Origin of the sequence: Caenimonas soli, assembly GCF_013155545.1 — a bacterium.
Classification (GTDB): Bacteria; Pseudomonadota; Gammaproteobacteria; order Burkholderiales; family Burkholderiaceae_C; genus Ramlibacter; species Ramlibacter soli.
Genome location: NZ_JABJVV010000016.1, coordinates 28,812 through 53,828, shown reverse-complemented (window position 1 = coordinate 53,828; position 25,017 = coordinate 28,812). Strand labels below are relative to the sequence as shown.

At 66.0% G+C, this 25,017-nt stretch carries 22 protein-coding genes; 18 read left to right on the top strand and 4 right to left on the bottom strand.

The annotated features are described in order from the left end of the window. Position 1 precedes the first annotated feature (1 nt). From HNE04_RS21720 to HNE04_RS21705, 4 genes are read left to right on the top strand one after another with little or no spacing between them, the layout of a single operon-like run. Positions 2-880, top strand: a complete 879-nt coding sequence (locus HNE04_RS21720) for a branched-chain amino acid ABC transporter permease (protein ID WP_172223939.1) — start codon at positions 2-4, stop codon at positions 878-880. After that, positions 873-2,672 carry a branched-chain amino acid ABC transporter ATP-binding protein/permease gene (locus HNE04_RS21715; RefSeq protein WP_172223936.1) on the top strand — a complete coding sequence of 600 codons (1,800 nt, stop codon included), beginning with the start codon at positions 873-875 and terminating at the stop codon, positions 2,670-2,672. The genes HNE04_RS21720 and HNE04_RS21715 overlap by 8 nt, the downstream gene beginning before the upstream one ends. Beyond that, a complete protein-coding gene (locus HNE04_RS21710; RefSeq protein WP_172223935.1) occupies positions 2,669-3,379 on the top strand; it encodes an ABC transporter ATP-binding protein in 711 nt (236 codons plus the stop codon). The genes HNE04_RS21715 and HNE04_RS21710 overlap by 4 nt, the downstream gene beginning before the upstream one ends. A 29-nt stretch (positions 3,380-3,408) precedes the next feature. Further along, the gene (locus HNE04_RS21705; protein ID WP_235965285.1) at positions 3,409-4,761 is read left to right on the top strand and encodes an aspartate aminotransferase family protein; all 1,353 of its coding nucleotides are present in this window, start codon (positions 3,409-3,411) and stop codon (positions 4,759-4,761) included. Between the two features lie 75 nt (positions 4,762-4,836). Here HNE04_RS21705 and uvrA read toward each other — a convergent pair whose 3' ends face one another. Next, the gene (gene uvrA, locus HNE04_RS21700; protein ID WP_172223932.1) at positions 4,837-7,824 is read right to left on the bottom strand and encodes an excinuclease ABC subunit UvrA; all 2,988 of its coding nucleotides are present in this window, start codon (positions 7,822-7,824) and stop codon (positions 4,837-4,839) included. Between the two features lie 168 nt (positions 7,825-7,992). Here uvrA and HNE04_RS21695 point away from each other — a divergent pair, with 168 nt between their 5' ends. Together HNE04_RS21695 and ssb are read left to right on the top strand one after the other, a co-directional pair. Next, the gene (locus HNE04_RS21695; RefSeq protein ID WP_172224122.1) at positions 7,993-9,201 is read left to right on the top strand and encodes an MFS transporter; all 1,209 of its coding nucleotides are present in this window, start codon (positions 7,993-7,995) and stop codon (positions 9,199-9,201) included. Between the two features lie 28 nt (positions 9,202-9,229). Next, a complete protein-coding gene (ssb, locus tag HNE04_RS21690; RefSeq protein ID WP_172223930.1) occupies positions 9,230-9,721 on the top strand; it encodes a single-stranded DNA-binding protein in 492 nt (163 codons plus the stop codon). Positions 9,722-9,785: 64 nt separating this feature from the next. Here the strand turns inward: ssb and HNE04_RS21685 are convergent, their stop codons facing one another. Then, on the bottom strand, positions 9,786-10,457 hold the full coding sequence (locus HNE04_RS21685; RefSeq protein ID WP_172223927.1) for a GntR family transcriptional regulator: 672 nt from the start codon (positions 10,455-10,457) through the stop codon (positions 9,786-9,788). 183 nt (positions 10,458-10,640) lie between these two features. Here HNE04_RS21685 and gabT point away from each other — a divergent pair, with 183 nt between their 5' ends. The 12 genes from gabT (at position 10,641) to HNE04_RS21625 (ending at position 23,395) form a co-directional block, all read left to right on the top strand. Continuing rightward, positions 10,641-11,981 (top strand): 4-aminobutyrate--2-oxoglutarate transaminase, encoded by a 1,341-nt coding sequence (gene gabT, locus HNE04_RS21680; protein ID WP_172223924.1) that lies wholly within the window; start codon positions 10,641-10,643, stop codon positions 11,979-11,981. Positions 11,982-11,992: 11 nt separating this feature from the next. Further along, on the top strand, positions 11,993-12,976 hold the full coding sequence (locus HNE04_RS21675) for an aminopeptidase (protein WP_172223922.1): 984 nt from the start codon (positions 11,993-11,995) through the stop codon (positions 12,974-12,976). After that, a complete protein-coding gene (locus tag HNE04_RS21670; protein WP_172223919.1) occupies positions 12,973-13,746 on the top strand; it encodes an enoyl-CoA hydratase/isomerase family protein in 774 nt (257 codons plus the stop codon). Before HNE04_RS21675 ends, HNE04_RS21670 begins: the two co-directional genes overlap by 4 nt. 8 nt (positions 13,747-13,754) lie before the next feature. Beyond that, positions 13,755-14,966: a CaiB/BaiF CoA transferase family protein gene (locus HNE04_RS21665; protein ID WP_172223916.1), complete on the top strand. Its 1,212-nt coding sequence runs from the start codon at positions 13,755-13,757 to the stop codon at positions 14,964-14,966. A gap of 100 nt (positions 14,967-15,066) precedes the next feature. Then, positions 15,067-16,308 (top strand): ABC transporter substrate-binding protein, encoded by a 1,242-nt coding sequence (locus HNE04_RS21660; RefSeq protein WP_172223914.1) that lies wholly within the window; start codon positions 15,067-15,069, stop codon positions 16,306-16,308. Between the two features lie 22 nt (positions 16,309-16,330). Continuing rightward, positions 16,331-17,206 carry a branched-chain amino acid ABC transporter permease gene (locus HNE04_RS21655; protein WP_172223911.1) on the top strand — a complete coding sequence of 292 codons (876 nt, stop codon included), beginning with the start codon at positions 16,331-16,333 and terminating at the stop codon, positions 17,204-17,206. A gap of 3 nt (positions 17,207-17,209) precedes the next feature. Continuing rightward, positions 17,210-18,103 carry a branched-chain amino acid ABC transporter permease gene (locus tag HNE04_RS21650; protein WP_172223910.1) on the top strand — a complete coding sequence of 298 codons (894 nt, stop codon included), beginning with the start codon at positions 17,210-17,212 and terminating at the stop codon, positions 18,101-18,103. Position 18,104: 1 nt separating this feature from the next. Then, positions 18,105-18,866: an ABC transporter ATP-binding protein gene (locus tag HNE04_RS21645; protein ID WP_172223907.1), complete on the top strand. Its 762-nt coding sequence runs from the start codon at positions 18,105-18,107 to the stop codon at positions 18,864-18,866. Between the two features lie 65 nt (positions 18,867-18,931). Then, complete coding sequence (locus tag HNE04_RS21640) at positions 18,932-19,603, top strand: ABC transporter ATP-binding protein (RefSeq protein ID WP_172224119.1); 672 nt, start codon at positions 18,932-18,934, stop codon at positions 19,601-19,603. Then, positions 19,600-20,949, top strand: coding sequence for an amidase (locus tag HNE04_RS21635; RefSeq protein ID WP_172223905.1), 1,350 nt, complete (start codon positions 19,600-19,602; stop codon positions 20,947-20,949). Before HNE04_RS21640 ends, HNE04_RS21635 begins: the two co-directional genes overlap by 4 nt. Before the next feature lies 1 nt (position 20,950). Further along, positions 20,951-22,366 (top strand): FAD-binding oxidoreductase, encoded by a 1,416-nt coding sequence (locus tag HNE04_RS21630; protein ID WP_172223902.1) that lies wholly within the window; start codon positions 20,951-20,953, stop codon positions 22,364-22,366. Between the two features lie 213 nt (positions 22,367-22,579). After that, positions 22,580-23,395: a YihY family inner membrane protein gene (locus HNE04_RS21625; RefSeq protein ID WP_207717680.1), complete on the top strand. Its 816-nt coding sequence runs from the start codon at positions 22,580-22,582 to the stop codon at positions 23,393-23,395. Here the strand turns inward: HNE04_RS21625 and mnmA are convergent. Beyond that, positions 23,392-24,498, bottom strand: a complete 1,107-nt coding sequence (mnmA, locus tag HNE04_RS21620; RefSeq protein ID WP_172223900.1) for a tRNA 2-thiouridine(34) synthase MnmA — start codon at positions 24,496-24,498, stop codon at positions 23,392-23,394. The genes HNE04_RS21625 and mnmA overlap by 4 nt on opposite strands. Further along, positions 24,495-24,980 carry an NUDIX hydrolase gene (locus HNE04_RS21615; protein WP_172223898.1) on the bottom strand — a complete coding sequence of 162 codons (486 nt, stop codon included), beginning with the start codon at positions 24,978-24,980 and terminating at the stop codon, positions 24,495-24,497. Before HNE04_RS21615 ends, mnmA begins: the two co-directional genes overlap by 4 nt. Positions 24,981-25,017: the final 37 nt, after the last annotated feature.

Below are 25,017 nucleotides of genomic sequence, written 5' to 3'. Positions count from 1 at the left end.
CATGGATGAACTTTTCGAGTTGCTGATCGGCGCGCTCAAGATCGGTGCGATCTACAGTCTGGCGTCGTGCGGCTTCGTGGTGATCCACAAGGCCACGCGCACCGTCAATTTCGCGCATGGCGCTTTCTGCATGCTGGGCGCTTACGGCGCCTTCGCGGTGGTCACTTTGCTGAAGTGGCCGATGGTGGTGGCGTACACCCTCGTGCCCTTCGTGGTCGGCCTACTGGCCGCCGCCATCGAGTGGCTGCTGCTGCGGCCCATCCGCCGCGCCGACGTGTTTTCCGTCGTGCTGGCCACGGTCTTCCTCGGCGTCGCCGTGACCGAGATCATCCGCCTCGTCTACGAGACGGAGCTGCTCTCGATCCCTCCGGTGATGAGCGGCACGCTGTGGCAGATAACGCCCACGCTGACGTTGACGAAGGAAACCGCCTGGATCATTGGCGGCGCCGCCCTGGTGGCGCTGGCAGGCATCACGGTCTTCGAACGCATGGCCCTCGGCCGCGGGATGAGGGCGATGGCGGCGAACTACCGCGGCGCACAGCTTTGCGGCTACTCGGTGCCCGTCACCTACGCCGCCGCCTGGTTCCTCGGGGGCGTCCTGGCCGGCCTGGCCGGGGTGTTCGCCGCACCGGCCATGGGCATCACGCCCGACCTGGCGACAGCGCTGATCGTTCCCGCTTTCGTGGCCGCGGTCATCGGCGGCTTCGACAGCCTGCGCGGCGTGCTGATAGGCGGCTTCATCCTGGCCATCATCGAGACGCTGGCGGCGGCCTACATCTCCAGCGCCGCCAAGAGCGCGGCCAGCTTCGTGCTGGTGTTCCTCGTGCTGATGGTCCGGCCGGAAGGCATCTTCACGGAAGGAACCCGGCGCAATGCGTAAGCGGACCTCGATCCTCGCCGTGCTTGCCCCCAGCGCGGCCGTTATGGGCCTCGCGGTGCTGGGGCTGGCCTTCGACAACTACGTGCAGTACGTGTTCTGCCTGTGTATGGTCGCGGTCATCGCCGCGGTGGCCCTCGTGCCGCTGGTCGGCTACGCCAAGATCGTGATGCTGGCCGGCGGCGCCATGATGGGCATAGGCGCCTACTCCTCGTCGCTGCTGATCATCAACTTCAAGGTGCCGTTCCTGCTCGCTGTCGCGGTGGCCGGCGTGTTCGGCGCCTGCGCCGGCTTCATCGCGGGCCTGCCCGCGACGCGGTTCCGCGGCCACCACCTTGCCATGGTCACGCTGGTGTTCCAGTCGCTGGGCATCATCATCCTGCGCGAGTGGAAGAGCGTCACCGGCGGCGCAGAAGGCATCCGGGTGCCCCGCGCGTCGATCTCCGGCTACGAGTTCAAGGACGACGCGAGCAGCCTGCTGCTGCTCGGCGTGTTCGCGGCGCTGGCGGTGCTCGCGATGGGGGTCGTGCTGCGCGGACGCTTCGGCCGCCTGCTGCGCGCCATCACGGCGAGCGAAGTCGCTTCGGTGGCCTTCGGCATCAAGATCGGGCGCGTGAAGGTGGCCGTCTTCGTGCTGTCTTCGATGATGCTGGCCATCGGCGGCGCGGTGCTGGCGCCGCAGCTGAGGATCATCGATCCGGAGAGCTTCGGCTTCACGCAATCGATCAACGCGGTCGCCTACGCCCTGGTCGGCGGCATGAGCTCCATCTGGGGCGCGTTCGTCGGCGGGGTGCTGCTGCGGGCCTTGCCCGAGGCGCTGCGGTCCTTTGCGGAGTATTCGGAAGTCGCCTTCACAGCATTGGCACTGCTGATTATCCTGCGCCTGCCCAACGGCCTGGTGGGTGCGGCTGCCGATCTGACCGCGCGCTTCCGCCCGGCGAAGCACAGGGACGAAACGCCCGCGGCAGCGACCCACCCTTCGACGCCGGCCCGCGTCGCCGCGCCCGAGAAGTTTTGGCCCCCGTTCGACGGTCCCGCACTGGAGGCTACGGGGGTGAGGAAGACGTACGGCAGCCTAGTCGCCGTCGACAATGTCTCACTGCGCGTCGAACAGGGCGAGATTCACGGCGTCATCGGCCCGAACGGCGCTGGCAAGACGACATTCTTCAACTTGGTTTCGGGCCTGACGATGCCCGACGCGGGCGAGCTGCGCCTGTTCGGGCAGCCGTCCGCGGCGAGCCCCGCGGACGAACGAATCCGCATCGGCGTGACCCGCACCTTCCAGCATCTGGCGGTGTTCAGCCAGCTGAGTTGCCTGGACAACGTACTGATCGGCCTGGGCCGCAATGGGGTGGTCGAGAGCTTCGCCACCTGCGTCAGCGACCTGCTGGAGCGCGGGCAGTCGCGCGCGCGACAGGCCGCCGCGATGGACGCCCTGGCGGCCGTCGGCCTGCAATCGCGTGCCTGGGACCGTGCCGGCGCCCTGTCCGTCGGGGACCAGCGGCGGCTGGAGATCGCCCGCGCGATCGCCTCGCGGCCGCGGCTGCTGCTGCTGGACGAGCCGGTCTCCGGCGTCGATCCCGAGGACGAGGAGCGCCTGATGCAGCTGCTGCGCACGCTCAACCGTGGATGGGGCCTGACCATGCTGCTGATCGAACACAACATTCGATTCGTCGTCGGCTGCAGCCACACCATGAGCGTGATGCACGAGGGCGCCGTTGTCGCGCACGGCAGCCCGCAACAGGTCATCGGCATGCCGGAAGTCCAGCATATCTACTTCGGAAAGACGACATGAGCGCGCAGCCCGATCTCGTCGTTCAGGACCTGCGCGTCACCTACGGCCAGGTGGTCGCCGTGCAAGGCTTCAACCTGCACCTGCGCCAGGGAGAGGCGGTCTCGGTGCTGGGAACCAACGGCGCGGGCAAGACCTCGTGCGTGGAAGGCATCATTGGACTGCAGGCGCGAGCCGCCGGCTCGGTCCATTTCGAGGGCGAGGACATCAGCCGCCTTGCCGCCAGCGCGGTGACGCGCCGGGGGATCGCGCTGGTGCCGCAGGGCCGCGAACTTTTCTCGAATTTCACGGTGGAGGAAACCCTGGCCGCGGGCCGGCGCGGCGCGGGCGACCGCAAGCCGCTGCCGTCCGAGGAGGTGTACGAGCTGTTCCCGCGCCTCGCCGAGCGGCGCGGCTCGCTGGCAGGCAACCTCTCCGGCGGCGAGCAGCAGATGCTGGCGATCGGCCGGGCGCTGGTGACCCGCCCGAAGGCGCTGATCCTCGATGAGCTGTCCGCGGGTCTCTCGCAGGGCGTCGTGGCCGGCGTCATCGGCGCGCTGAAGCGCATCCGCGCGTCCGGGCTGATGCTGATCGTCGTGGAGCAGAACCTCGACATCGCCGAGGCGCTGACGGACGATTGCATCGTCCTCTCGGCGGGCCGCGAAGCCTGGCGAGGGCCGGTGCGCACCGCGGTCAGCGACAGCGAGGTCCGCGAGAAGTTTTTCCGCTAGGCCTCGCCTGGTCCCAATTCTTTCAATACATGACAAAAAAACAGACCCCCGTGCCCGCGGCTTCGCGCGGCAAGATGGTGAACTCCTTCGACCCCGGCGTGCTGGACACGCTGCCGCCCGCGCAGCGGGAGATGATCGGGAAGCGCCAGCGGCTGCTCGGCCCCGCCTATCGCCTTTTCTACGGGCATCCGGTGGAAGTCAGCCGCGCGAGCGGCGTGCACATGTACGACCCCGAAGGCAACGACTACCTGGACGCGTACAATAACGTCGTCTCGGTCGGCCACTGCCATCCCGCCGTCGTGGCGGCGACGACGGCCCAGCTCAACACGCTGTGCACGCACACTCGCTACCTGCACCCGGGCATCCTGGAATTCGCCGAGGAACTGCTGTCGACCTTCGAGCCCGCGATCGAGCACGTGATGTTCACTTGCACCGGCTCAGAGGCGAACGACCTGGCGCTGCGCATCGCAAAGCACCACACCGGCCACCAGGGGATTATCATCACGTCGGAGGCCTACCACGGCAACTCCGACCTGACCTCGGGCCTCTCGCCCTCGCTGGGCGAATATTCGCCGCTCGGCACCTGGGTCCGCCGGGTGCCGGCGCCCGACTCGTACCGGTTGGCGCCCGAACAGCTCGGACGCTGGTTCGCCGATCGGGTGCAGGAACAGATCGACGATCTGCGCCGGCGCAGGCAGGGTGTCGCCGCCTTCATCGCGGATTCGCTTTTCTCGTCCGACGGCGTCTATTCACACCCGGTCGACCTGCTGGCTCCCGTGGCGCAAGTCGTGCGCGCGGCCGGCGGCCTGTTCATCGCCGACGAAGTTCAATCGGGATTCGGGCGCTCCGGGGACCGGTTCTGGGGCTATCAGCGCCACGGCCTGGTGCCGGACCTGGTGACGATGGGTAAGCCGATGGGCAACGGTTTCCCCGTTGCCGCCGTCGCGATGAACCCGGCGGTGATCCAGCAGTTCGGCCAGGACACGCGCTACTTCAACACCTTCGGCGGCAACACGGTTGCGATCGCGGCGGCCCAGGCCACCTTGCGCGTGATCAAGGAAGAAGGCCTGCAGAAAAACGCGCAGGTGGTGGGCGAGGCGATCCGTGATGGCCTGCGCGCGCTTGCGCAGAAGTTCGAGGGCATCGGTGACGTTCGCGGCGCGGGGATGTACATCGGCGTCGAGATGGTGACAGACCGTGAGCGCAAGACCCCGGACCCCGCCGCGGCCCTGGCGACCGTCAACGGCCTGCGCGCACGCCGGGTTCTGATCTCAGCCACCGGGCCAGACGCCAACGTGCTCAAGATTCGGCCCCCGCTGGTGTTCTCGTTGGCCGATACCGATCGCCTGCTCACCGAACTCGAGAACGTACTGCGCAATTGAGCTTCGCCTTAGCCCGGTCGTTTCGGTTGCGTTCCTGCTCCCGCTAATGGCGGATCAGCGCTGCGCACCTCCGCCTCACAACAACCTCTTCAAATACCTCCCGGTATGACTCGCCGGATTCGCCGCAATATCCTCCGGCGTTCCCACCCCCACCACTTCACCGCCGCCGGCGCCGCCTTCGGGGCCCATGTCGATGATCCAGTCGGCCGTCTTGATCACATCCAGGTTGTGCTCGATCACCACGATGGTGTTGCCGGCGTCGCGCAGCTGGTGCAGCACGTGCAGCAGCAGGTCGATGTCGGCGAAGTGCAGGCCGGTGGTCGGCTCGTCCAGGATGTACAGCGTGCGGCCGGTGTCGCGCTTGGACAATTCCAGCGCCAGCTTCACCCGCTGCGCCTCGCCGCCGGACAGCGTGGTGGCGGCCTGGCCCAGCTTCACGTAGGACAGGCCCACGTCCAGCAAGGTCTGCAGCTTGCGCGCGATGGTCGGCACGGCCTTGAGGAACAGGTGGGCGTCCTCCACCGTCATGTCCAGGATCTGCGCGATGTTGCGGCCCTTCCACTGCACCTCGAGCGTCTCGCGGTTGTAGCGCTGGCCATGGCAGACGTCGCAGGGCACATAGACGTCGGGCAGGAAGTGCATCTCCACCTTCACCACGCCGTCGCCCTGGCAGGCCTCGCAGCGCCCGCCCGCGACGTTGAAGGAAAAGCGCCCGGGCCCGTAGCCGCGTTCCTTGGCCATAGGCACCTCGGCCATCAGCTCGCGGATCGGCGTGAACAGGCCGGTGTAGGTGGCGGGGTTGCTGCGCGGCGTGCGGCCGATCGGCGACTGGTCGACATTGATGACCTTGTCGAAATGCTCGATGCCTTCCACGGCCTCGTGCGCTGCCGGCTCTTCATGGGCCCGATAGAGCGTGCGCGCCACGGCGGCGTACAGCGTGTCGTTGACCAGTGTCGACTTGCCGGAACCCGAAACGCCTGTGACGCAGGTGAACAGGCCGACGGGGAACGCCACGCTGACATTCTTCAGGTTGTTGCCGGTCCCACCCAGCACGCGGATCTCCTGCACGGCGCCGCGGGTGGCCAGGTGCTCCGCTTCGCGCGCAGCCCTGCGCACGGCCGCGTCGCTGGGCGGAAAGCGCGAGGCTTTTCGCTCCATGGGCGCTGCATCCAGCACGGGCAGCCAGGGCGTGCGCCGCTTGGGGACGGCGATCGATTTCCCGCCGGACAAGTACTGCCCGGTCAGTGAGGCGGGCGTGGCCTTCACGTCCTCGTAACTGCCCTGCGCCATCACCCGGCCGCCGTGGATGCCGGCACCCGGGCCCATGTCGATCAGGTGGTCGGCGGCGCGGATCATGTCCTCGTCGTGCTCGACCACGATCACGCTGTTGCCGATGTCGCGCAGATGCCGTAGCGTGCCGATCAGCCGGTCGTTGTCGCGCTGGTGCAGGCCGATGCTGGGCTCGTCCAGCACGTACATCACTCCGGTGAGGCCCGAGCCGATCTGCGAGGCCAGGCGGATGCGCTGCGCTTCGCCGCCCGACAGGGTCTCGGCGCTGCGATCCAGGCTGAGGTAGTTCAGACCCACGTCGTTGAGGAATTTCAGCCGCAGGCCGATCTCGCGAATCACCTTGTCGGCGATCTCGGCCTTGGCGCCGTGCAGCTTCAGGCTGTCGAAATACTCGAAGCTCTCGCGCAGCGTGGCATGGCCGATCTCGAAGATGGCGCGGGCCTGGTCGCCTTCGCCCACCTTCACGTGCCGCGCTTCGCTGCGCAGGCGGGTGCCGTGACACTCGGGGCAGGGCTGCATGCTGCGATAGCGCGCCAGCTCTTCGCGCACCGCCACCGAATCGGTCTCGCGATAGCGCCGCGCCATGTTGGGAATTACGCCTTCGAAAGGGTGCTTCTTGGTGACTTTGCGGCCGGCGGAGTTGCCCGATTCCAGCGTGTAGTTGAAGCGGATCTCTTCCTCGCCTGAGCCCTGCAGCACTGCATGGCGCACGGGCTCCGGCAGGTCCTCGAAGGCCGCGTCGACGTCGAACTTGTAGTGCTTGGCCAGGCTTTCGATGAGGCTGAAGTAATAGCTGTTGCGCCGGTCCCAGCCCTTGATCGCGCCGCTGGCCAGCGACAGGGTGGGGAAGGCCACCACCCGCGTCGGATCGAAGAACTCCATGTGGCCCAGGCCGTCGCACGAAGGGCAGGCGCCGACCGGTGAGTTGAAAGAAAAAAGTCGCGGCTCGAGTTCGGTGATCGAGTAATTACAGATGGGACAGGCGAACTTGGCGTTGAACCAGTGCTCCTTCTCGGTTTCCATCTCCACGGCAATGGCGCGGCCGTCCGCCAGCCGCAAGGCCGCCTCGAAACTCTCGGCCAGCCGCTGCTGCACATCGGGTCGCACCTTGAGCCGGTCGATGACCACGTCGATGTCGTGCTTCTCCGCCTTCTTCAGCTTGGGCAGGTTGTCGAATTCATAGGCTTGGCCATCGACGCGGAAGCGCACGTAGCCGCGCGCCTGCATTTCGGCAAAGACATCGACGAACTCGCCCTTGCGGTCGCGCGCCACGGGCGCCAGGATCATCAGGCGCGACTCTTCAGGCAAGGCCAGCACCGCGTCGACCATCTGCGACACGGTCTGCGACTGCAGTGGAATGTTGTGGTTCGGGCAGTAGGGCGTGCCCGCGCGGGCGAACAGCAGGCGCAGGTAATCGTGGATCTCGGTCACCGTCCCCACGGTGGAGCGCGGGTTGTGCGAGGTGGCCTTCTGCTCGATGGAGATCGCGGGCGACAGGCCCTCGATCATGTCCACGTCGGGCTTGTCCATCAGCTGCAGGAACTGGCGCGCATAGGCCGACAGGCTCTCCACGTACCGGCGCTGGCCTTCCGCATACAAGGTATCGAAGGCGAGCGAGGACTTGCCCGAGCCCGACAGCCCGGTGATCACCACCAGCTGGTTGCGCGGGATGTCCAGGTCGATGTTCTTGAGGTTGTGCGTGCGCGCCCCACGGATGCTGATCCGTTGGGCCGCCAGGGTCCCCAGGTATTTGCCGTCGGTCGATTTGTTCAAGTCGGGGTACGCCCAGGAAAACCCAACATGATAGAGCGCCGGGCCATGCCGCGCACCCGGCCCGGCGGAATGCCGGACAATCCCTGGTTTGCCGGCCCGCCAGGCGGCCCGATTCCTGCTACCCCTCGCTTCGTGAATACAGTCCCCGTTTCCCTCGCTTCCGCCAGCATGACGCCCCTGGAGCGCCGCGCCAGTGGCTCGCTCGCCACCGTTTTTGCCGCTCGCATGCTCGGCTTGTTCCTGGTTCTTCCGGTGTTTGCGCTGGAGGCGGCCCGGTACCCGGGCGGCGGCGACCCCGCCCTGGTCGGCCTGGCCATGGGCATCTACGGCCTGACCCAGGGCATTTTGCAAATCCCCTTCGGCATGGCTTCGGACCGGCTGGGCCGCAAGCGGACGATCATCTTCGGGCTCATCGTGTTCGCGGCCGGGAGTTTTGTCGCCGCCGGCGCCGAAACCCTGGGCTGGCTGATCGCGGGCCGTTCCTTGCAGGGGGCCGGCGCGGTATCCGCCGCGGTGACCGCCTTGCTGGCCGACCAGACCCGCGACGAAGTGCGCACCAAGGCGATGGCCCTGGTGGGCGCCAGCATCGGCCTGATGTTCGCCCTGTCGCTGGTGGTGGCGCCTCTGCTGGTCACCCAGGTGGGCCTGGGAGGGCTTTTTGCCGTCACCGGCGCCCTGGCCCTGGGCTGCATTGCCGTGATCGCGTGGTGGACCCCGCCTGAGCCGGTCCAGCACAAGAACGTGCCCCGCGGCAAGCTGTCCGAAGTGCTCAGTCATCCCGGCCTGCTGCGCCTGGACGTGGGGGTTTTCGTGCTGCACGCGGTGCAGCTGGCGATGTGGGTGGCCATCCCCGCGCTGCTGGTGCAGGCCGGCCTGCCCAAGGAGCAGCACTGGTATGTGTACCTGCCCGCCGTGCTGGCTTCGTTCGTGGTCATGGGCATGACGCTGTTTCCGCTGGAGCGGCGCGGCTACCTGCGGGCGGTATTCCTGGCCTCGGTGGCCGTGGTCGCCCTGGTCCAGGTGGGGCTGCTGCTGGCCGCCGGCCGACCCGGAATCGGCGCGCTGGCGGCGCTGCTGTTCGTCTTTTTCTGCGGCTTCAACGTGCTGGAGGCCAGCCAGCCCAGCATGGCCTCGCGCATCGCGCCGCCGCATGCCCGTGGCGCGGCGCTGGGTGTGTACAACACCCTGCAATCCCTGGGTTTCTTCGCAGGCGGGGCGGTCGGCGGCTGGCTGGCCAAGAACGTTGGTACTCAAGGCTTGTTCGCGGCCTGCGCCGGGCTGATGCTGCTTTGGCTGGCCGTGGCCTGGCCCATGAGGGCGCCGGCGTCGGGCGGGTCGGCGGAGCAGGTATTGGCCGACGAGGCCCAGGCGACATAATCATCAAATTACCGGAGGAACATTCCCCATGGCATCCGTCAACAAAGTCATCCTGGTCGGCAATTGCGGCCGGGACCCCGAAATCCGTTACTTGCCGTCGGGCTCGGCCGTGGCCAACGTGAGCGTCGCCACCACCAGCAAGCGCAAGGACAAGACCAGCGGTGAATCGATCGAGGAAACGCAGTGGCACCGCGTCACCTTCTTCGACCGCCTGGCCGAGATCGTGGGCGAGTACGTCAAGAAGGGCCGTCCGATCTACGTGGAGGGCCGCCTTGTCTACCGGAAGTACACCGACAAGGACGGCGTCGAGAAGACCGCGACCGATATCGTCGCCACCGAAATGCAGCTGCTGGGCGGCCGTGAAGGCATGGGCAGCCCCGGTGGTGGCGATGAAGACGGCGGTGGCGCACCCCGCCGCGCGCCGGCGCCCGCTTCGCGCCCCTCGGCTCCGGCACAGCGTCCTGCCGCGTCCAAGCCCTCGACCGGCTTCGACGACATGGACGACGACATCCCGTTCTAAATCGGATAAGGCCACTTTTTTGTGGATAGCGACCCAAGTTCCAGAGGGAACAGGGTCGCGTTCCCTATAGGACGAAATTCTTGTACCGCAGCATGTACTCGCGGGCGCTGCGATTGAGCTCGCGGATTTTCTGTTCCGCTTCGTCCGCGTCACCCTTCACGATGGCGGCAAGCACAGCCCGGTATTGCGTGATGCCCATCTCGGCGCGGCCGGGCAGCAGTGCCACGCGCCGGATCGTGACCCGCGTGCGCTCATAGACCCGTTCGCTCAGGTCGGTCAGGGTGTCGTTGTCGGCCGCTTGGCGCAGGCGGCCACGAAAGCGCTCGATCGTCGCGATGTGACCATCGATGTCGCCTTCCCGAAGGCTGCGCTCGAACGGTTCACCAAGCGACTCCTGCATGTCCTTCCAGTCTTCCGGCTTGGTGTTCTGCGTGGCGAGCCGGACCGTTAGCCCGTCCAGCGCCTCGCGGACTTCATAGAGTTTGTAGGTGGCCTCCATGTCGACGAACGCCACGACCGCGCCCCTGTTCGGGATGCGCTCTATCAGATTGCGGTCCTCCAGGGTGGCCAGCACCTCCCGCGCCTTGGCACGGGTGATGTTGTAGGCCTTGGCCACTTCCTCCTCCGTGATGCGGGCACCGGGCAGCAGCGTCTGCGACGAAATCCGCTCGCGCAGGTCGACCAGAACAGCGCGAGCGCTCGGGGAGCCGGCTTCTTCTGACTGGGCTTTGTCCATGGGTGGCAGCTGGGAGTAGCGGTGGAGCACGGAATCTAACTCACTGGAAGCAGCATCATGGGCAGGATTGTACACAAATTAGAGAACAAAATAAAGATCAATCAACAATACAATGATTGACACAGAAAATGAGACAAGATAAAGTACATCGCAACCAGTACCCAGATCCAAGGAGAGATTGCAATGCAACAGCAACCCATGCTCCCCGGCCCGCAGTGCCAGGCTTACAAGGACCGCCGTGACAAGGTCGTGGCCAGAGGGGTCGCCAACGGCGCCCCGGTGTTCGCCCGTACGGCCCAGGGTTGCACGGTCGAAGACCTGGACGGTCATCGCTTCATAGACTTCGCCGGTGGCATCGGAACGCTGAACGTCGGGCACGCCCATCCCGCTGTGGTACAGGCAGTCAAGGATCAGGCCGACCGGTTCCTGCACACCTGCTTCAACATCGTCATGTATCCGCAATACATCGACCTGGCGGAAAAGCTGGTGGAAATCGTCCCCGGCAGCTGGCCCAAGAAGGTGATGCTTCAGTCCACCGGTGCCGAGGCGGTCGAAAACGCCGTGAAGATTGCGCGTAAGGCCACCGGTCGGCCGGGCATCGTGGCGTTCACCAATGGCTTCCACGGCCGCACGATGATGGCGCTGTCGCTGACCGCCAAGGCGCCGGCGTACAAGACCGGCTTCGGCCCCTTTGCGTCAGAGGTCTTTCGCGCGCCTTTTCCCGTGCTGTATCGCAGCGGCGCGCCGGACGAAGCCGCATGCTCCGCAGCGGCTTTCGCGGAGTTCCGCCGCGTTGTGGAGTCGGAGGCGACGCCGCAGCACATCGCCGCAGTGGTGATCGAGCCGGTGCAGGGTGAGGGCGGCTTCCACGTCGCGCCGGCATCCTTCCTGCGCAGCCTGCGCGAGTACTGCACGCAGCATGGCATCGTGCTGATCGCCGACGAGATCCAGTCGGGCTTTTGCCGCACGGGTCGCTGGTTCGCCACCGAGCATTCCGGTGTCGAGGCTGACTTGTACACGCTGGCCAAGTCCATGGGCGGCGGCATGCCGATCGCCGCGGTGGTTGGCCGCGCCGACCTGATGGATGCGCCTGCGGTGGGCGGACTCGGCGGTACCTATGGCGGCAATCCCCTGGCATGCGCGGCAGCCCTAGCAACCATCGAAGTGATGCAGCGCGAAGACTATGCGCGCCGTTCCCGCCTGATCGGCGAGGCCGTGCGCAGCCGCTTCAACGCCTGGGCGCGTTCGTTCCCGTTCGTGGGCGACGTGCGCGGTGTCGGCGCCATGGTCGCCATGGAAATCGTGCAAGACCGCGACACGCACCTGCCGGATGGCCAAATCGGCGCGGCCATCGTGAATGAGGCCTACCAGCAGGGCCTGCTGCTGGTGAAGGCAGGCTTCCATGGCAACGTGATCCGTTTCCTCGGACCGATCGCTGCCGAAGCAGACGAGATCGAACGCGGCCTCGACATCCTCGGCGACGCCATGACGGCGGTGCACTCGCGCAGCGCCGTCGCGGCCTGAAAGAAACTGCCGTGAACACGCTGCTCAAGCTCCCCAACGCCCGCAAGGTTGTCCAGCTGCTGGGCGCCGCGCGGCCAGGGATGAACGTGCTCGTCCTGTACGACCTGTACACCGAGCACAACGTCCAGCCGCTCGCCATTGCAGTGCAGGAATCCGGCGCGACGCTTCACCTGTTGCAGGTGGCCGGCAGCGCCCACCATGGAGGTGGCTTCACCGAGGTGGTGGCACAGGCCATGTGCGCAGCCGACCTGGTCATCGCCCTGATGCGCACCAATGCCGCACACACCGAGGCGCGGCAGCGCGCCACTCGCGCGGGTGTCGGCGTGATCGTGCTGCCGGAGTCCACGGCCGACGACTTCTTCCTCGCCGAAGGCTGGAGTGCCGACTTCGCCGCACTCAAGCCGCAGATCGAGGGGCTGGCCAATGCGTTCACCCACGCAAGCCACGCCCGCGTCACTACGGCGCTGGGTACCGACATCAGCATGAGCATCGCCGAGCGCCGCGGCAGGGCGCTGCACGGCTTCGCCAACACGGTCGACATATCGGCCGGCTACTGCCTGGAGTCCAGCCTGGCGCCGGTGGAGGGCACGGCCAACGGGCTGATCGTCGTCAATGCCAGCATCCCGGGGCTGGGCCTGATCAAGGATGAGCCGGTGCGCATCCGTTTCGTTGACGGCATGGCGGTCGCCATCGAGGGCGGCGAGGAAGCGCGCCGTTTCCGCGAACTGCTGGCCTCCTTCGGCGACCCGCTGGTCTACAACCTGGGTGAACTTGGCGTGGGCATGAACCCGAAGTGCACGCTCGACGGAACCATGCTGTCTGACGAGAGTGTCTATGGCTCGATCCAGCTCGCACTGGGCACCAGCGCCTATATCGGCGGCAAGGTGAAGGCCGCAGCGCATTACGACACCATCGTCACCGATGCCACGCTGGAGCTCGACGGTCGCGCCGTGCTCCAGGGCACCGAGCTGCTGCTGGAAGGGGCCGCGGCATGACGATCCGCACCACCCGCGAAGCATCGGGGCTGGCCACAGTGCTGATGGACCGGCCGGCCAGGCGCAACGCATTCACGATGGAGATGTACGGCGCATTCGGCGAGGCACTGTCCGCGCTCGATGCCGACGACAGCATCCGTTGCATCGTGGTGCGTGGCGCAGGCGGCACCTTCTGCGCGGGCAGCGACATCGGCGGATTCGACGAGAGCCGCAGCGGCCGCGAGCAGGCGCGCGAGTACGCCCGCTTCACGCTAGCGATGACTGACCGCCTGAAGAACACACGGCATCCCACAGTGGCTGCGATCGAGGGCGCCTGCGTCGGCGGCGGCCTGGAGATCGCGGCCATGTGCGACATCCGCATCGCCGCACGCAGTTCCCGTTTTGGGCTGCCAATCAATCGCATCGGCCTGACTGTCGACCACGACGAACTGGGCGACCTGATCCAGGTTGCCGGCCACACCGCGGCGCTGGAAATGCTGCTCGAAGGCCACGTGTTCGGTGCCGAGGAAGCCCTCGCGAAACGACTCGTGACGCGAGTCGTCGATGACGGCGAGTTCGAGCAGAACGTCGCCCAGACTGTAGGGCGCATCGTCGCCGGCGCCCCCTTGGTCAACCGCTGGCACAAGAAGTTCGTCACGCGGCTGCGTGACCCTCGCCCGCTCACGCTCGAAGAGCGCGACGAAGCCTACGCGTGCTTCGACACGCAGGACTACAAGGCAGGCCGCGCCGCTTTCGCCAGCAAGGAAAGGCCCGTCTTCACCGGACGCTGAAGAACACCATGACAAGCAACAACACGCACGCCAATACGCCGCTGGCCGGCCTGAAGATCCTGGACCTGTCGCAGATCATGGCCGGGCCCTATTGCACGATGGTGCTGGCCGACCTGGGCGCGGAAGTGATCAAGGTCGAGAAGGCCGGAACCGGCGACGACTCGCGTGAAATGGGGCCGTACGTCAATGGCGAATCGACTTGCTTCGCCCACATCAACCGCAACAAGCGCGGCATCGTTCTCAACCTGAAGGACGCCGAGTCGCGGGAGATCCTGTACGACATGGTGCACTGGGCCGATGTGGTGGTGGAGAACTACCGGGTGGGCGTCACCAAGTCCTTGGGAGTCGACTACGACACCCTGAGCCGCATCAACCCGCGCCTCGTGTACTGTTCGATTTCCGGCTACGGACAAACCGGCCCGTACGCCGGGAAAGGCGGCTTCGACCTGGTTGCACAGGGGATGACAGGCATCATGAGCATGACTGGAGAACCCGGAGGGCGGCCCCTGAAGTCGGGCATCGCCATCTATGACGTGGGCGCGGGACTGACGGCGATCTACGCCATCCTGGCGGCCTGCATGCACCAGATGCGCACGGGTGAAGGCCAGCACATTGACATCTCGCTGGCCGAGTGCGGCCTGCCGTGGTTCATCTGGGAGGCCGCCGCCTACTTTAGCGAGGGCACGGTACCGCAGGCAACGGGCAGCCGGCATCGCGTGTCGGCGCCCTACCAGGTGTTCAACACCGCCGAGGGCTACATTGTTATCGGCGCAGCCAACCAGCGCACCTGGGAGCGGCTGTGCGCCGACGTGCTGGGCCGCGCCGAGCTGATGGACGATCCGCGTTTCATCACAAACTCGGACCGGCTCGATCATGTCGAAGAACTCGAGTCCCTGCTCGAAGCAGAATTCCGCAAGACCGACGCGGCCACGTGGATTGCGCGCTGCGAGGCGGCCAATGTTCCGTGCGGGCCGGTCAATGACTTCGGCCAGGCGATGCAAGATCCGCACTACCTCGCTCGCGGCATGGTGGCCGAGGTCGACCATGCCACGCTGGGCCGCATGAAAATGATCGGCATTCCCACCAGATTCTCGAAGACACCCGGGCGCATCCACCGCGCGGCGCCCACGTTCGGGCAGGACACCGATGAGGTCCTGCGCGAGTTCGGCGTGCCGCAAGACACCATCCGCGAAATGCGCTCACGCGGCGCGGTCCAATAGACCGCCCGCGGACGGACTCCAATTCACCCACCCCACTTGCAAACTGTCGCAGCAAGCGTATACCAACCCCAGCGACATCTCACCACGGAAGGACACGATCATGGAACAACCCATCAACATCGGCCGCCGGCAATTTGCCCTCGCGGCATCCGCCGGCCTGGCTGGCGCGGCCCTCCCGGGGCTGACCCTTGCACAACCCAGTGCGCCTTTCAAGATCGGCTCGCTGAACTCGATCACTGGCACAGGCGGCACCTACGGCCCGGGCATGCTCGAAGCCATCAAGCTGGCGGTCGCCGAGGTCAACGCAGCTGGAGGCGCCGCCGGACGGCAACTCCAGCTCTACGCCGAAGATGACCAGACTCGCCCGGATGCGGCAGTGCTGGCAGCGAAGAAGCTGGTGGAAATCACCAAGGTCGAAGCCGTCATCGGCATCTGGTCGTCGTCCGTGGCGCTGGCCACGCTTCCGATCACCAACGCCGCCGGCGTGATCTCGCTCAACACATGCGGCTCGCCTGACCTGCTGACCGAGGACAAGCGCGACCTGGCGTGGCAATACCAGGCATCTAACGCGGTGTTCGGCAACGCATTCGCGGAGATCGCACGCCGCCGCGGCTTCAAGCGCCCGGCCGTGATGGCCTTCAACAACTCCACCTTCGTCGGGCAGGCCAACTACTTCAAGCGCGCCTGGGAACAGGGCGGCGGCAAGGTCGAGGCTTTCGTGATCTACGAGCCCAACCAGACCAGTTACCGCACCGAACTGGGCCGAGCACTGGCTCCCAAGCCGGACATCATTTCGCTGAGCGCCTACACACCGGACGCCACCATCATCCTCAAGGAGTGGTATCAGTCGGGCCAGGACTGCACGTTCATCATGCCGGGCTGGTCGGCCAACCAGGAACTGGTGAAAGCGCTGGGCCCGCAAGTGACCGAGGGCATCATCGCGGTGTCCAACGTCGCAGCCACCACGCAGCCGGCCTACAAGCGTTTCGACGCCGCGTTCCGCAAGGCGACAGGTAAGGACCCGGAGATCTTCGCCGCCCAGGCCTACGACATGGTCATCAGCCTGGCACTGGCAATCGAGGCAGCTGGCCCCACGGCCGACACGATGGCAATCAATGCCAAGATTCGCACCGTGACAAACGCGCCCGGCACCAAGGTTGCATCGTTTGTCGAAGGCCGCGACCTGCTGCGCAAGAAAGCCAAGATCGACTACGACGGCGCTTCCTCGGCACTGGAGTTCGGGACCTACGGCGAGACCGTGCCGGACTTCGGCGTCTACGAAATCCGCAAGGGACAGCTGGTCGCCAAGGAAGTGATTCCCGGCCGCACTTCTGCAACCTGATTTATCCAACGCAGATATTTCCATGGACTGGATCGCCATCGCGAACGCTTCCATCAACGGGGTCGTGGTCGGCCTGCTGCTGGCCTTGCCGGCACTGGCCGTGACCCTGGTGTTCGGGATCGCTCGCTTCCCCAACGCCGCCACCGGCGACTACATGACGTTCGGCGCCTACACCGCGGTGCTCGCGCAGTCGTTTGGCGGCGCAGCGTTGATCCTCAGCGGAATTGCCGCATCGCTCGCAACGGCCTTGCTGTCCCTGTTCTTCTACATGTGGGTGTTCAGGGCGCTGGCATCGCGGCCGCTGGTGAGCCGGCTGATAGCTTCGATCGGCGTGGCCTTTACGGTGCGCAGCACGATCACGTTCTTTGCGGGTCAGTCCCAGTACACGATCGAGACGCCTATCGTGCGCGCATGGAATTTCGGGGGCATCCGCATCCTGCCGACCGATGTCTGGATCGTGCTCACGGCGGCGCTTGCGCTCGCGGCCGTCTTCTACATGATGCACTTCACGCCTGTGGGCCGCCGCATGCGCGCAGTCGCCGACAACCCCGAGCTGGCCAGCGCCAGCGGCATCAATGCACGCAGGGTCATGCTGCTGCTATGGACCATCGTCGGGTTGTTCTGCGGCCTGGGCGGCTACCTGCTCGGGGTGAAGGCGGTGGTGGTGCCCGAACTGGGCTGGGAACTGCTGCTTCCCATCTTCGCTGCCGTCATCCTGGGTGGCATCGGGGACCCTGTGGGCGCCGTGATCGGGATGCTGGTCTTCGGCATCTCGCAGGAAGTGGCAACGCTCTACGTCGGCCCGGCCTACAAGATCGTGCTCGCCTTCGCGGTCCTGCTGGGCGTGCTGCTGGTGCGGCCCCAGGGAATTCGCGGGCAACTGCTGGCTGCGAGGTAAAGCATGGACGCCTATCTGGTAACCATCGGGATCGCCATCCTCACGTACCTGCTGTTGTCGGCAGGCCTCTCGCTGCAATACAGCTTTACCGGGCTGATCAATTTCGGCCACGTCGGCTTTCTCGCGATCGGCGCCTATACCTCCGCGCTGCTGGCCCTCAAAGGCGTGCCGATTGGCATCTCGATGGCCGTGGCGGTGGTGCTCGCCGCCGCCTGCGCCTGGCCGCTGGGCATGATCGCGCTGCGGCTGCGCGGCGACTACCTGGCAATCGTCACGCTAGGCTTTTCCGAATCGGTGCGAATGGTGCTGCAGAAGGAAGAGTGGCTCACGCGTGGTGTGCACGGTGTGCCCGGCATCCCGCGGCTCTATGGCGAAGTGGCCGGCACGTCGGCGGACTTCTGGATTCTGATCACGCTGATCGTTGTCAACGCAGCAGTGCTGGCATTGTCGCTGGGCCTGATCCGCAGCCCGTTCGGCCGCCTGATAGGCGCCATCCGCGACAACGAAGTCGCGGTGCAGGCATTGGGAAAGGACCCGGCGCGCTTCAAGACCCGCTCGCTGATGATCGGCGCGGGGCTTGCCGGCCTGGCCGGCGCCTTCCAGGCGCACTACCTCACATTCATCAGCCCGGAGCAGTTCGTGCCGCTGATCACCTTCTACGTGTGGATTGCCATCATCGTCGGCGGCGTCGGGCGGCTGAGCGGCGTGGTGCTGGGCACCGTCGTGCTGCTCGGCTTCCTGGAAGGCTCACGCTTCCTGCGCGACTTCGTCGTCGGCGTGTCCGAAGTACAACTGGCCAGCGTGCGCTTCTGGATCATCGGCATGTGCCTGATCTGCGTGATGCTGTATCGCCCGCAGGGCCTATTCGGCGCCAAGAGCGCCGGGAAGGAGCGCTGAGATGGCGCTCCTTTCCGTCCAGGGCGTGAGCGCCGCTTTCGGTGGCTTCAAGGTGCTCGACAACGTCGACGTCACGCTCAACGAGGGCGCGCTGGTGGGAATGATCGGCACGAATGGCGCAGGCAAGAGCACGCTGTTTTCCGCCATCACCGGCTACATCCCGCTGCACTCGGGCTCAGTCTCTTTTCGCGGTGAAGACGTGTCACGCCTGCCGATCCACAAGCGGGTGCAGCGCGGCCTCGCGCGCACATTCCAGGTGCCGCGCGAGTTTTCCGAACTGACGGTGTTCGACAACATGATGGCCGCAGCCCCCGGGCAGGCGGGCGAATATCTTGCGGCACTCGTGTTCGCGCGCAGCCGCGTGCGGCGCGAAGAAGATGAAGTCGGCCAGCGTGCGCGCGAGCTGCTGCGGTTCCTCAATCTGGAACGCGTGGCCGATGAACGCGCAGGGCGGCTCTCCGGCGGGCAGAAGAAGTTGCTGGAGCTCGGCCGCTTGCTGATGCTCAAGCCCGCCGCGATCCTGCTGGATGAGCCATTCGCGGGTGTCAACCCGGTCCTGATCGAAGAGCTGTCCGAGCGCATTGTCGAACTCAATCGGCAGGGCATGGCCGTGCTGGTCATCGAGCACAACCTTGAGGAGCTGTCGCGCATCGTCCCCGAGATGTACGCGATGGATCGCGGACAGGTGATCGCGCATGGAACGCCCGACGAAGTGCTGGAGAGCGAGAAGGTACGCGAAGCTTACATGGGAGGTGTGATTTGAGCGTGCTGCGTCTTTCCGGCCTGAGCGCCGGCTATGGCGAGGTCGACATTGTGTCGGGTATCGAGATGCACGTGAACGACCGCGAAATCGTCACCATTGCGGGCACCAACGGCGCAGGCAAGTCGACGCTGATCAAGGCTGTTATGGGGCTGCTGCCGCGCCTGTCCGGCAGCATCGACTTCGAGGGCAAGCAATTGGTCGGCACGCCGCCCGAGCGGCGCGTCGGGGAAGGCATTGCCTACGTGCCGCAGGTGCGCAACGTGTTCGGCTCGCTCACCGTGCTGGAGAACCTGCAGGTGGTCGAGCATGTGAAGCGGCTGCCCGAGCGCATCCGCGAAATGTTTGATCTGTTCCCGGCGCTTGCCGAACGCCGCAAGACCAATGCCGAGAACCTTTCCGGCGGTGAACGCCAGCAGCTCGCCTTTGCGCGCGCCCTGATGTCGTCGCCGCGGCTGATGCTGCTGGACGAGCCGTCGGCGGCACTGTCGCCCGGGCTCACCGAGCAGGTGTTCGGCGAAGTGCGCAAGTTGCCGCTACTCGGCGTCGCCGTGCTCATGGTCGAACAGCGTGCGCGCCAGGCGCTGGCCTTCAGCGACCGCGGCTACATCCTGGACCAGGGCCGCATCGTGCTGACCGATACCGGCCAGAACCTGTTGAGCAACAAGAACATGGCCGATCTCTACATCGGTCGCGGCCGCAAGGCCGAAACACCCCATCCCCAAGGAGTCGATTCGTGAGCACGGTCCTGTCGTCCACCCCCCTTCTTTCCCCCCGCCGACCCGCGCCCTCGCGCCTGGCGGCACTGTCCGCAGCTGAAGGCATCCGCGCCCTCGACACCGGCAACCTGACGTGCGAAGCGTGGGTGCAAGCCTGCCTCGAACGCATTGCCGAACGCAACGGCGACGTCAAGGCCTGGGTACATGTCGCCGCCGACTCCGCATTGGCCCATGCGCGTGCTGTCGACAAGCAGGGGCGTCGAGGCATATTCGACGGTGTGCCGCTGGGCGTCAAGGATACGATCGACACCGCGGACATGCCCACCGAACTGGGCGAGCCGGAGATCTTCAATGGCAGGCAGCCGACGATCGATGCGCCTGTGGTGACGATGGCGCGCCGCCTCGGCTTTTCCATCCTCGGCAAGAACACGGTGTCGCGCCACGCCATCATGTTGCCCGGACCCTGCCGCAATCCGCACGACATCACGCGCACACCGGCCGCGTCGTCGGCCGGTTCGGGTGCGGCCGTGGCCGACTTCATGACGCCGATCTCGATCGGCACGCAGACGGCCGGCTCCATCCTACGGCCCGCAACCTTCAACGGCGCCGTAGGCTTCAAGCCCACGCTGGATGCGATTCCCTACTTCGGTATCCGCACCTACTCGCGGCCGCTGGACGTGGTCGGGCCTTTGGCACGATCCGTCGAAGACGTGACGCTGTTCATGCGCGTATTCATGTCGGACCCACGATATGACAGCCAGGCGGCGCACCGCACGGACTTCACCGCGGGCGTCTGGCGCTCCGCCCACTGGAAGGACGCTGAGCCTTGCGTGCAGCATGCCTTCGAGGCCAATCTGCAAAGCCTGTCGCGCGCGGGTGTAAAGCTGCGCGAACTGCGCCTGCCCGGCATGTTCGACGAGATCGGTGAAGCGCAGGACGTGATCATGGCGTACGACCTGGCACGTGAATACGCGGAACTGCGCCGCTACCACGCGGACAAATGTGATCCCGAGTTGATTGCCTACCTGGACCTGGGCGCAACCTACACCGACAAGGACTACGCACGCGCGCTGGACCTGGCGGACGCGTGCCGCCGAGCGTTCCCGGACGAACTGCGCGGTGTGGACGTGCTGGCCATGCCTGCATGCCTGGGCGAAGCGCCGCCGGCATCTTCGACCGGCAGCTCGGCATTCATCCGCATCTGGTCGCTACTGCACAACCCCTCCATCAGCCTGCCGGTGGCGCGCGGGCCGAACGGCCTGCCCGTTGGCCTGCAACTGGTGGGCTTCGTCAAGGAAGACCCGCGCTTCCTGTCCCTGGCTTGCAGCGTGGAGCGCATTGTCGGCAACGTTTCCGGCGAGCGGTAGCATGCCGCCCGCGGTATCCCCGAACGTTGTCCGGGAGCTGGCTGCCGTGGTCGGGGCGGCCAATGTCATCGTGCCCGGCGACGAACGTCTCGTGGTGTTCGGAACGGACTGGCCGGGCAGGGTTCAGCAGGTTCCCGCACTGGTCGTGCGACCGGGCAGCACGGAGGAAGTCTGCGCCGTGGTGCGCGTGCTCGCGCGGGAGGGACTCCCGATCGTGCCGCAGGGCGGCAACACCGGGCTATGCGGTGGCGCAGTGCCGTCGCAGCCTGATCGTGAAGTGGTGGTATCGCTGGCGCGCATGCGGCGCATTCTCGATGTAGACACTGTCGCCAACACCATGCTGGTGGAAGCCGGCTGTGTGCTGCAGCAGGTGCAGCAGGCGGCGGCCGAAGCCGGACGCACGTTCCCCTTGTCGCTTGCGGCGGAAGGGAGTTGCCAGGTGGGTGGCAATGTCGCCACCAATGCAGGTGGCGTGTCGGTGCTGCGCTACGGCTCGATTCGCTCACTCGTGCTCGGCCTGGAAGTCGTGCTGGCCGACGGCACGCGGCTCGACATGCTGTCACCGCTTCGCAAGGACAACACCGGCTTCGACCTCAAGCAGCTCTTCATCGGCAGCGAGGGCGCGCTCGGCATCGTCACCCAGGTCAGCCTCGCGCTGCATCCGCTGCCCGTTGAAACGGTGACACTGATGGCGGCCGTCGAATCGGCGGGTAGTGCGATGGCCGCGTTCGAGAGAATCGCCGGTACGTTCGGCGCCCGCGTGGTGGCGTTTGAGCTGCTCGATGCAGCGTCGGTCGATGCGGTTGTCCATCACATCCCGGGCGCGCGCGTGCCCTTCGAGCACGCCACTCCTTTCGCTGTGCTCGTACAGCTCGAAGACACGCTGGCGACTTCGTCACTTGCCTCGCAGGCCGAGGCGCTGGTGATGCAGTTGCTGGAAGACGGCATCTGCAATGACGCCTGCGTGGCACAGAGCGGCGCCCAGGCCCAGGCCTTGTGGGCACTGCGCGAAAACATCACCGAGTCGCTGCGCGGCATCGGACGAGTGCAAAAGTTCGACGTCTCGCTTCCACTGCGGCGCATCCCGCAGTTCCTGACCGAGCTGGCGCCGGGCCTCACGCGCGAGCCATCGCTGCGTCTGTTCGTCTTCGGGCATGTGGGCGATGGCAACCTCCACGTCAACGTCGTGGCGCCCACGGGCACCGCGGACAGCGCAGTCGAATTCCTCGATGACCTGGTGTACGGCCTGGTCTCCTCACACGGCGGCAGCTTCAGCGCCGAGCACGGCATTGGCCAGCTCAAGCTCGGCGCGATGCGACGCTACAAGGACGGCCACCAGTTGCGTGTGATGCACCTGCTGAAGAACGCGCTGGACCCACGCGGACTCCTGAATCCGGGCAAGGTCCTGCCCGCCTGAGTTGCGCAACGCGGGGAGGCGAGCCCCACGCTCCTCGAACGCGTCAGCGTAGGCCTACCCACAATTTCGGTCAGAATCGGAACCGCAGGGCCACTTCCGCCCAAAACCCCGATGTACCCACAAATGCAAGGACCGGTCATGACTCCACTCACTCACACTGAGCCGTCAACCCACGGCTTTTTGTCCGAATATCCGTTCTAACGAGCGCAAATCTTGATTCGGCTCACGGTCCGGCGGGCCAGGGAAGAGCGCCTGGCCCAGGTGGCCGGGAGCCTGACGTTCACGACCTTGCTTTCCGTCGTGCCGCTGCTGGCGGTGAGCTTCGCGCTGTTCACCCGGTTTCCGGTGTTCCGGGGCGCTGGTGAAGCGATCAGGGCACACCTGTTGAAGGGCCTGCTGCCCGCCGACATCTCCCGGATAGTGTTGAAGTACCTTGGCCAGTTCGCTGCGAACACCAGCGGCCTGACCTTGGTAGGGTCGCTCTTCATCCTCGCCACGGCCCTGTCGATGCTTTTCAGCGTGGAGACCGTGCTCAACCGGATCTGGCAGGTGAGGAAGAACCGGACTATCTTTGCCCGCCTGGGCCTCTACCTGCTGATGCTGGCGGTGGCCCCCGCCCTCTTGGGTGCGAGCCTGTGGGCGACTTCGTACCTGATGGCGGCATCGGCCGGCCTGCTCGGCGGCCTGCCGCCGTCGGCCCGCTTCGTGCTGAACCTGGGACCGGTCATTCTCGGCACGGCCGGATTCGCCAGCCTGTTCTACTTCGTGCCGAATGCCAAGGTGCGGCGGCGCGAGGCGATCGCGGGCGGTTTGCTGGCCAGCATCGCGTTCGAGCTCGGCAAGCATGCCTTCGCGGCTTACCTCCTTCAGGTGCCGACCTACAAGACGGTGTACGGCGCATTTGCCCCCTTCCTCGTCTTCCTGCTGTGGGTGTACTTTTCGTGGCTCGTCACGCTGGGCGCCGCGCTGATCGCCGCCAGTCTCGGTCGCGCCAAGCGGCAACCGGAAGGCCGGCTTTCGCGCGCCTAACGGGCCGCCGCGATCACCCCACCGCCCAGGCACACCTCGCCGTCGTACAGCACGGCCGACTGCCCGGGCGTCACCGCCCATTGCGGCTCGCTGAAATCGAGTTCGAAGGCGGCGCTGGCTGAGGAAGCCAGCGTGCAGCGCGCATCGGCCTGCCGGTAGCGTGTCTTGGCCGCGTAGGCTCCCGGCGCGGGCGCCTCGCCCGCCACCCAGCTGGCGTCATCCGCCTCCAGCGACTTCGACAGCAGCCAGGGGTGGTCATGCCCTTGCACCACCCACAAGGTGTTCTTCTCCATGTCCTTGCGCGCCACGAACCAGGGCTCGTGCTCGCCGCCGCCGCGTTGCGCGCCCTTCTCCTTGACGCCGCCTATGCCCAGGCCCTGGCGCTGGCCCAGGGTATAGAACGACAGGCCCTGGTGCTGGCCGATCACCCGGCCGCGCTCGTCCTTGATCGGCCCCGGCTCCTTGGAGATGTAGCGGTTGAGGAAATCGCGGAACGGCCGCTCGCCGATGAAGCAGATGCCTGTCGAGTCCTTTTTCTTCGCGTTGGGCAGGCCGATCTCCTCGGCGATGCGCCGCACTTCGCTCTTGCGCAGCTCGCCCACCGGGAACAGCGTCTTGGACAGCTGGGCCTGGTTCAGGCGATGCAGGAAGTAGCTCTGATCCTTGGTTTCATCCAGGCCCTTGAGCAACTGGAATTTTCCCTGGTGCTCGCGAACCCTCGCGTAATGCCCGGTGGCGATCTTCCCGGCACCCAGGCGCATCGCATGGTCGAGGAAGGCCTTGAACTTGATCTCGGCATTGCACAGCACGTCCGGGTTGGGGGTACGCCCGGCCTGGTACTCACGCAGGAACTCGGCGAAAACCCGGTCCTTGTACTCGGCGGCAAAGTTGACGTGCTCGATCTCGATGCCGATCACGTCGGCGACACTGGCGGCGTCGATGAAATCTTCGTTGGATGAGCAGTACTCGCTGTCGTCGTCATCTTCCCAGTTTTTCATGAAGATGCCGACCACGTCAAAGCCCTGCGCCTTGAGCAGGTGCGCGGTAACCGCGGAGTCCACCCCTCCGCTCAGCCCGACGACGACGCGCGGCTTCCGGCTCATGCCCGCCCGACCATCACGCTGGGATGCGTGTAGATCGCGGACAAGGGATGGCGCGCCCCGGCCAGGTAGTCCTCGATGCATTGCAGCACCAGCGGGCTGCGGTGCCGCGCCGCACTGGCGCGCACTTCTTCGGCCGTGAGCCACAAGGTCCGCACGATGCCTTTGTCCAGCGGGCGAGTCGGGTCATGGGTACCCAGTTCGCCGCAAAACGCAATGCGCAGGTAGGTGGTGTCCAGCCCGGTCGAGGAGCGCCTGGAGCGCGCCAGATAGATGCCGACCAGGGCGGTGGGCCGGAACGCATAGGCCGACTCCTCCAGCACTTCGCGGGCGCAGCCATCGGCCGGCGTTTCGCCCGGGTCCAGGTGGCCCGCCGGATTGTTGAGCATCAGGCCGTCGGTGGTTTCCTCTTCCACCAGCAGGAACCGGCCATCCTTTTCGATGATGGCCGCGACCGTGACGCTGGGTTTCCAGGGTGTTTGCATGGGCTCGATTATCGCGATACCAGTTCGCGGGCGATTG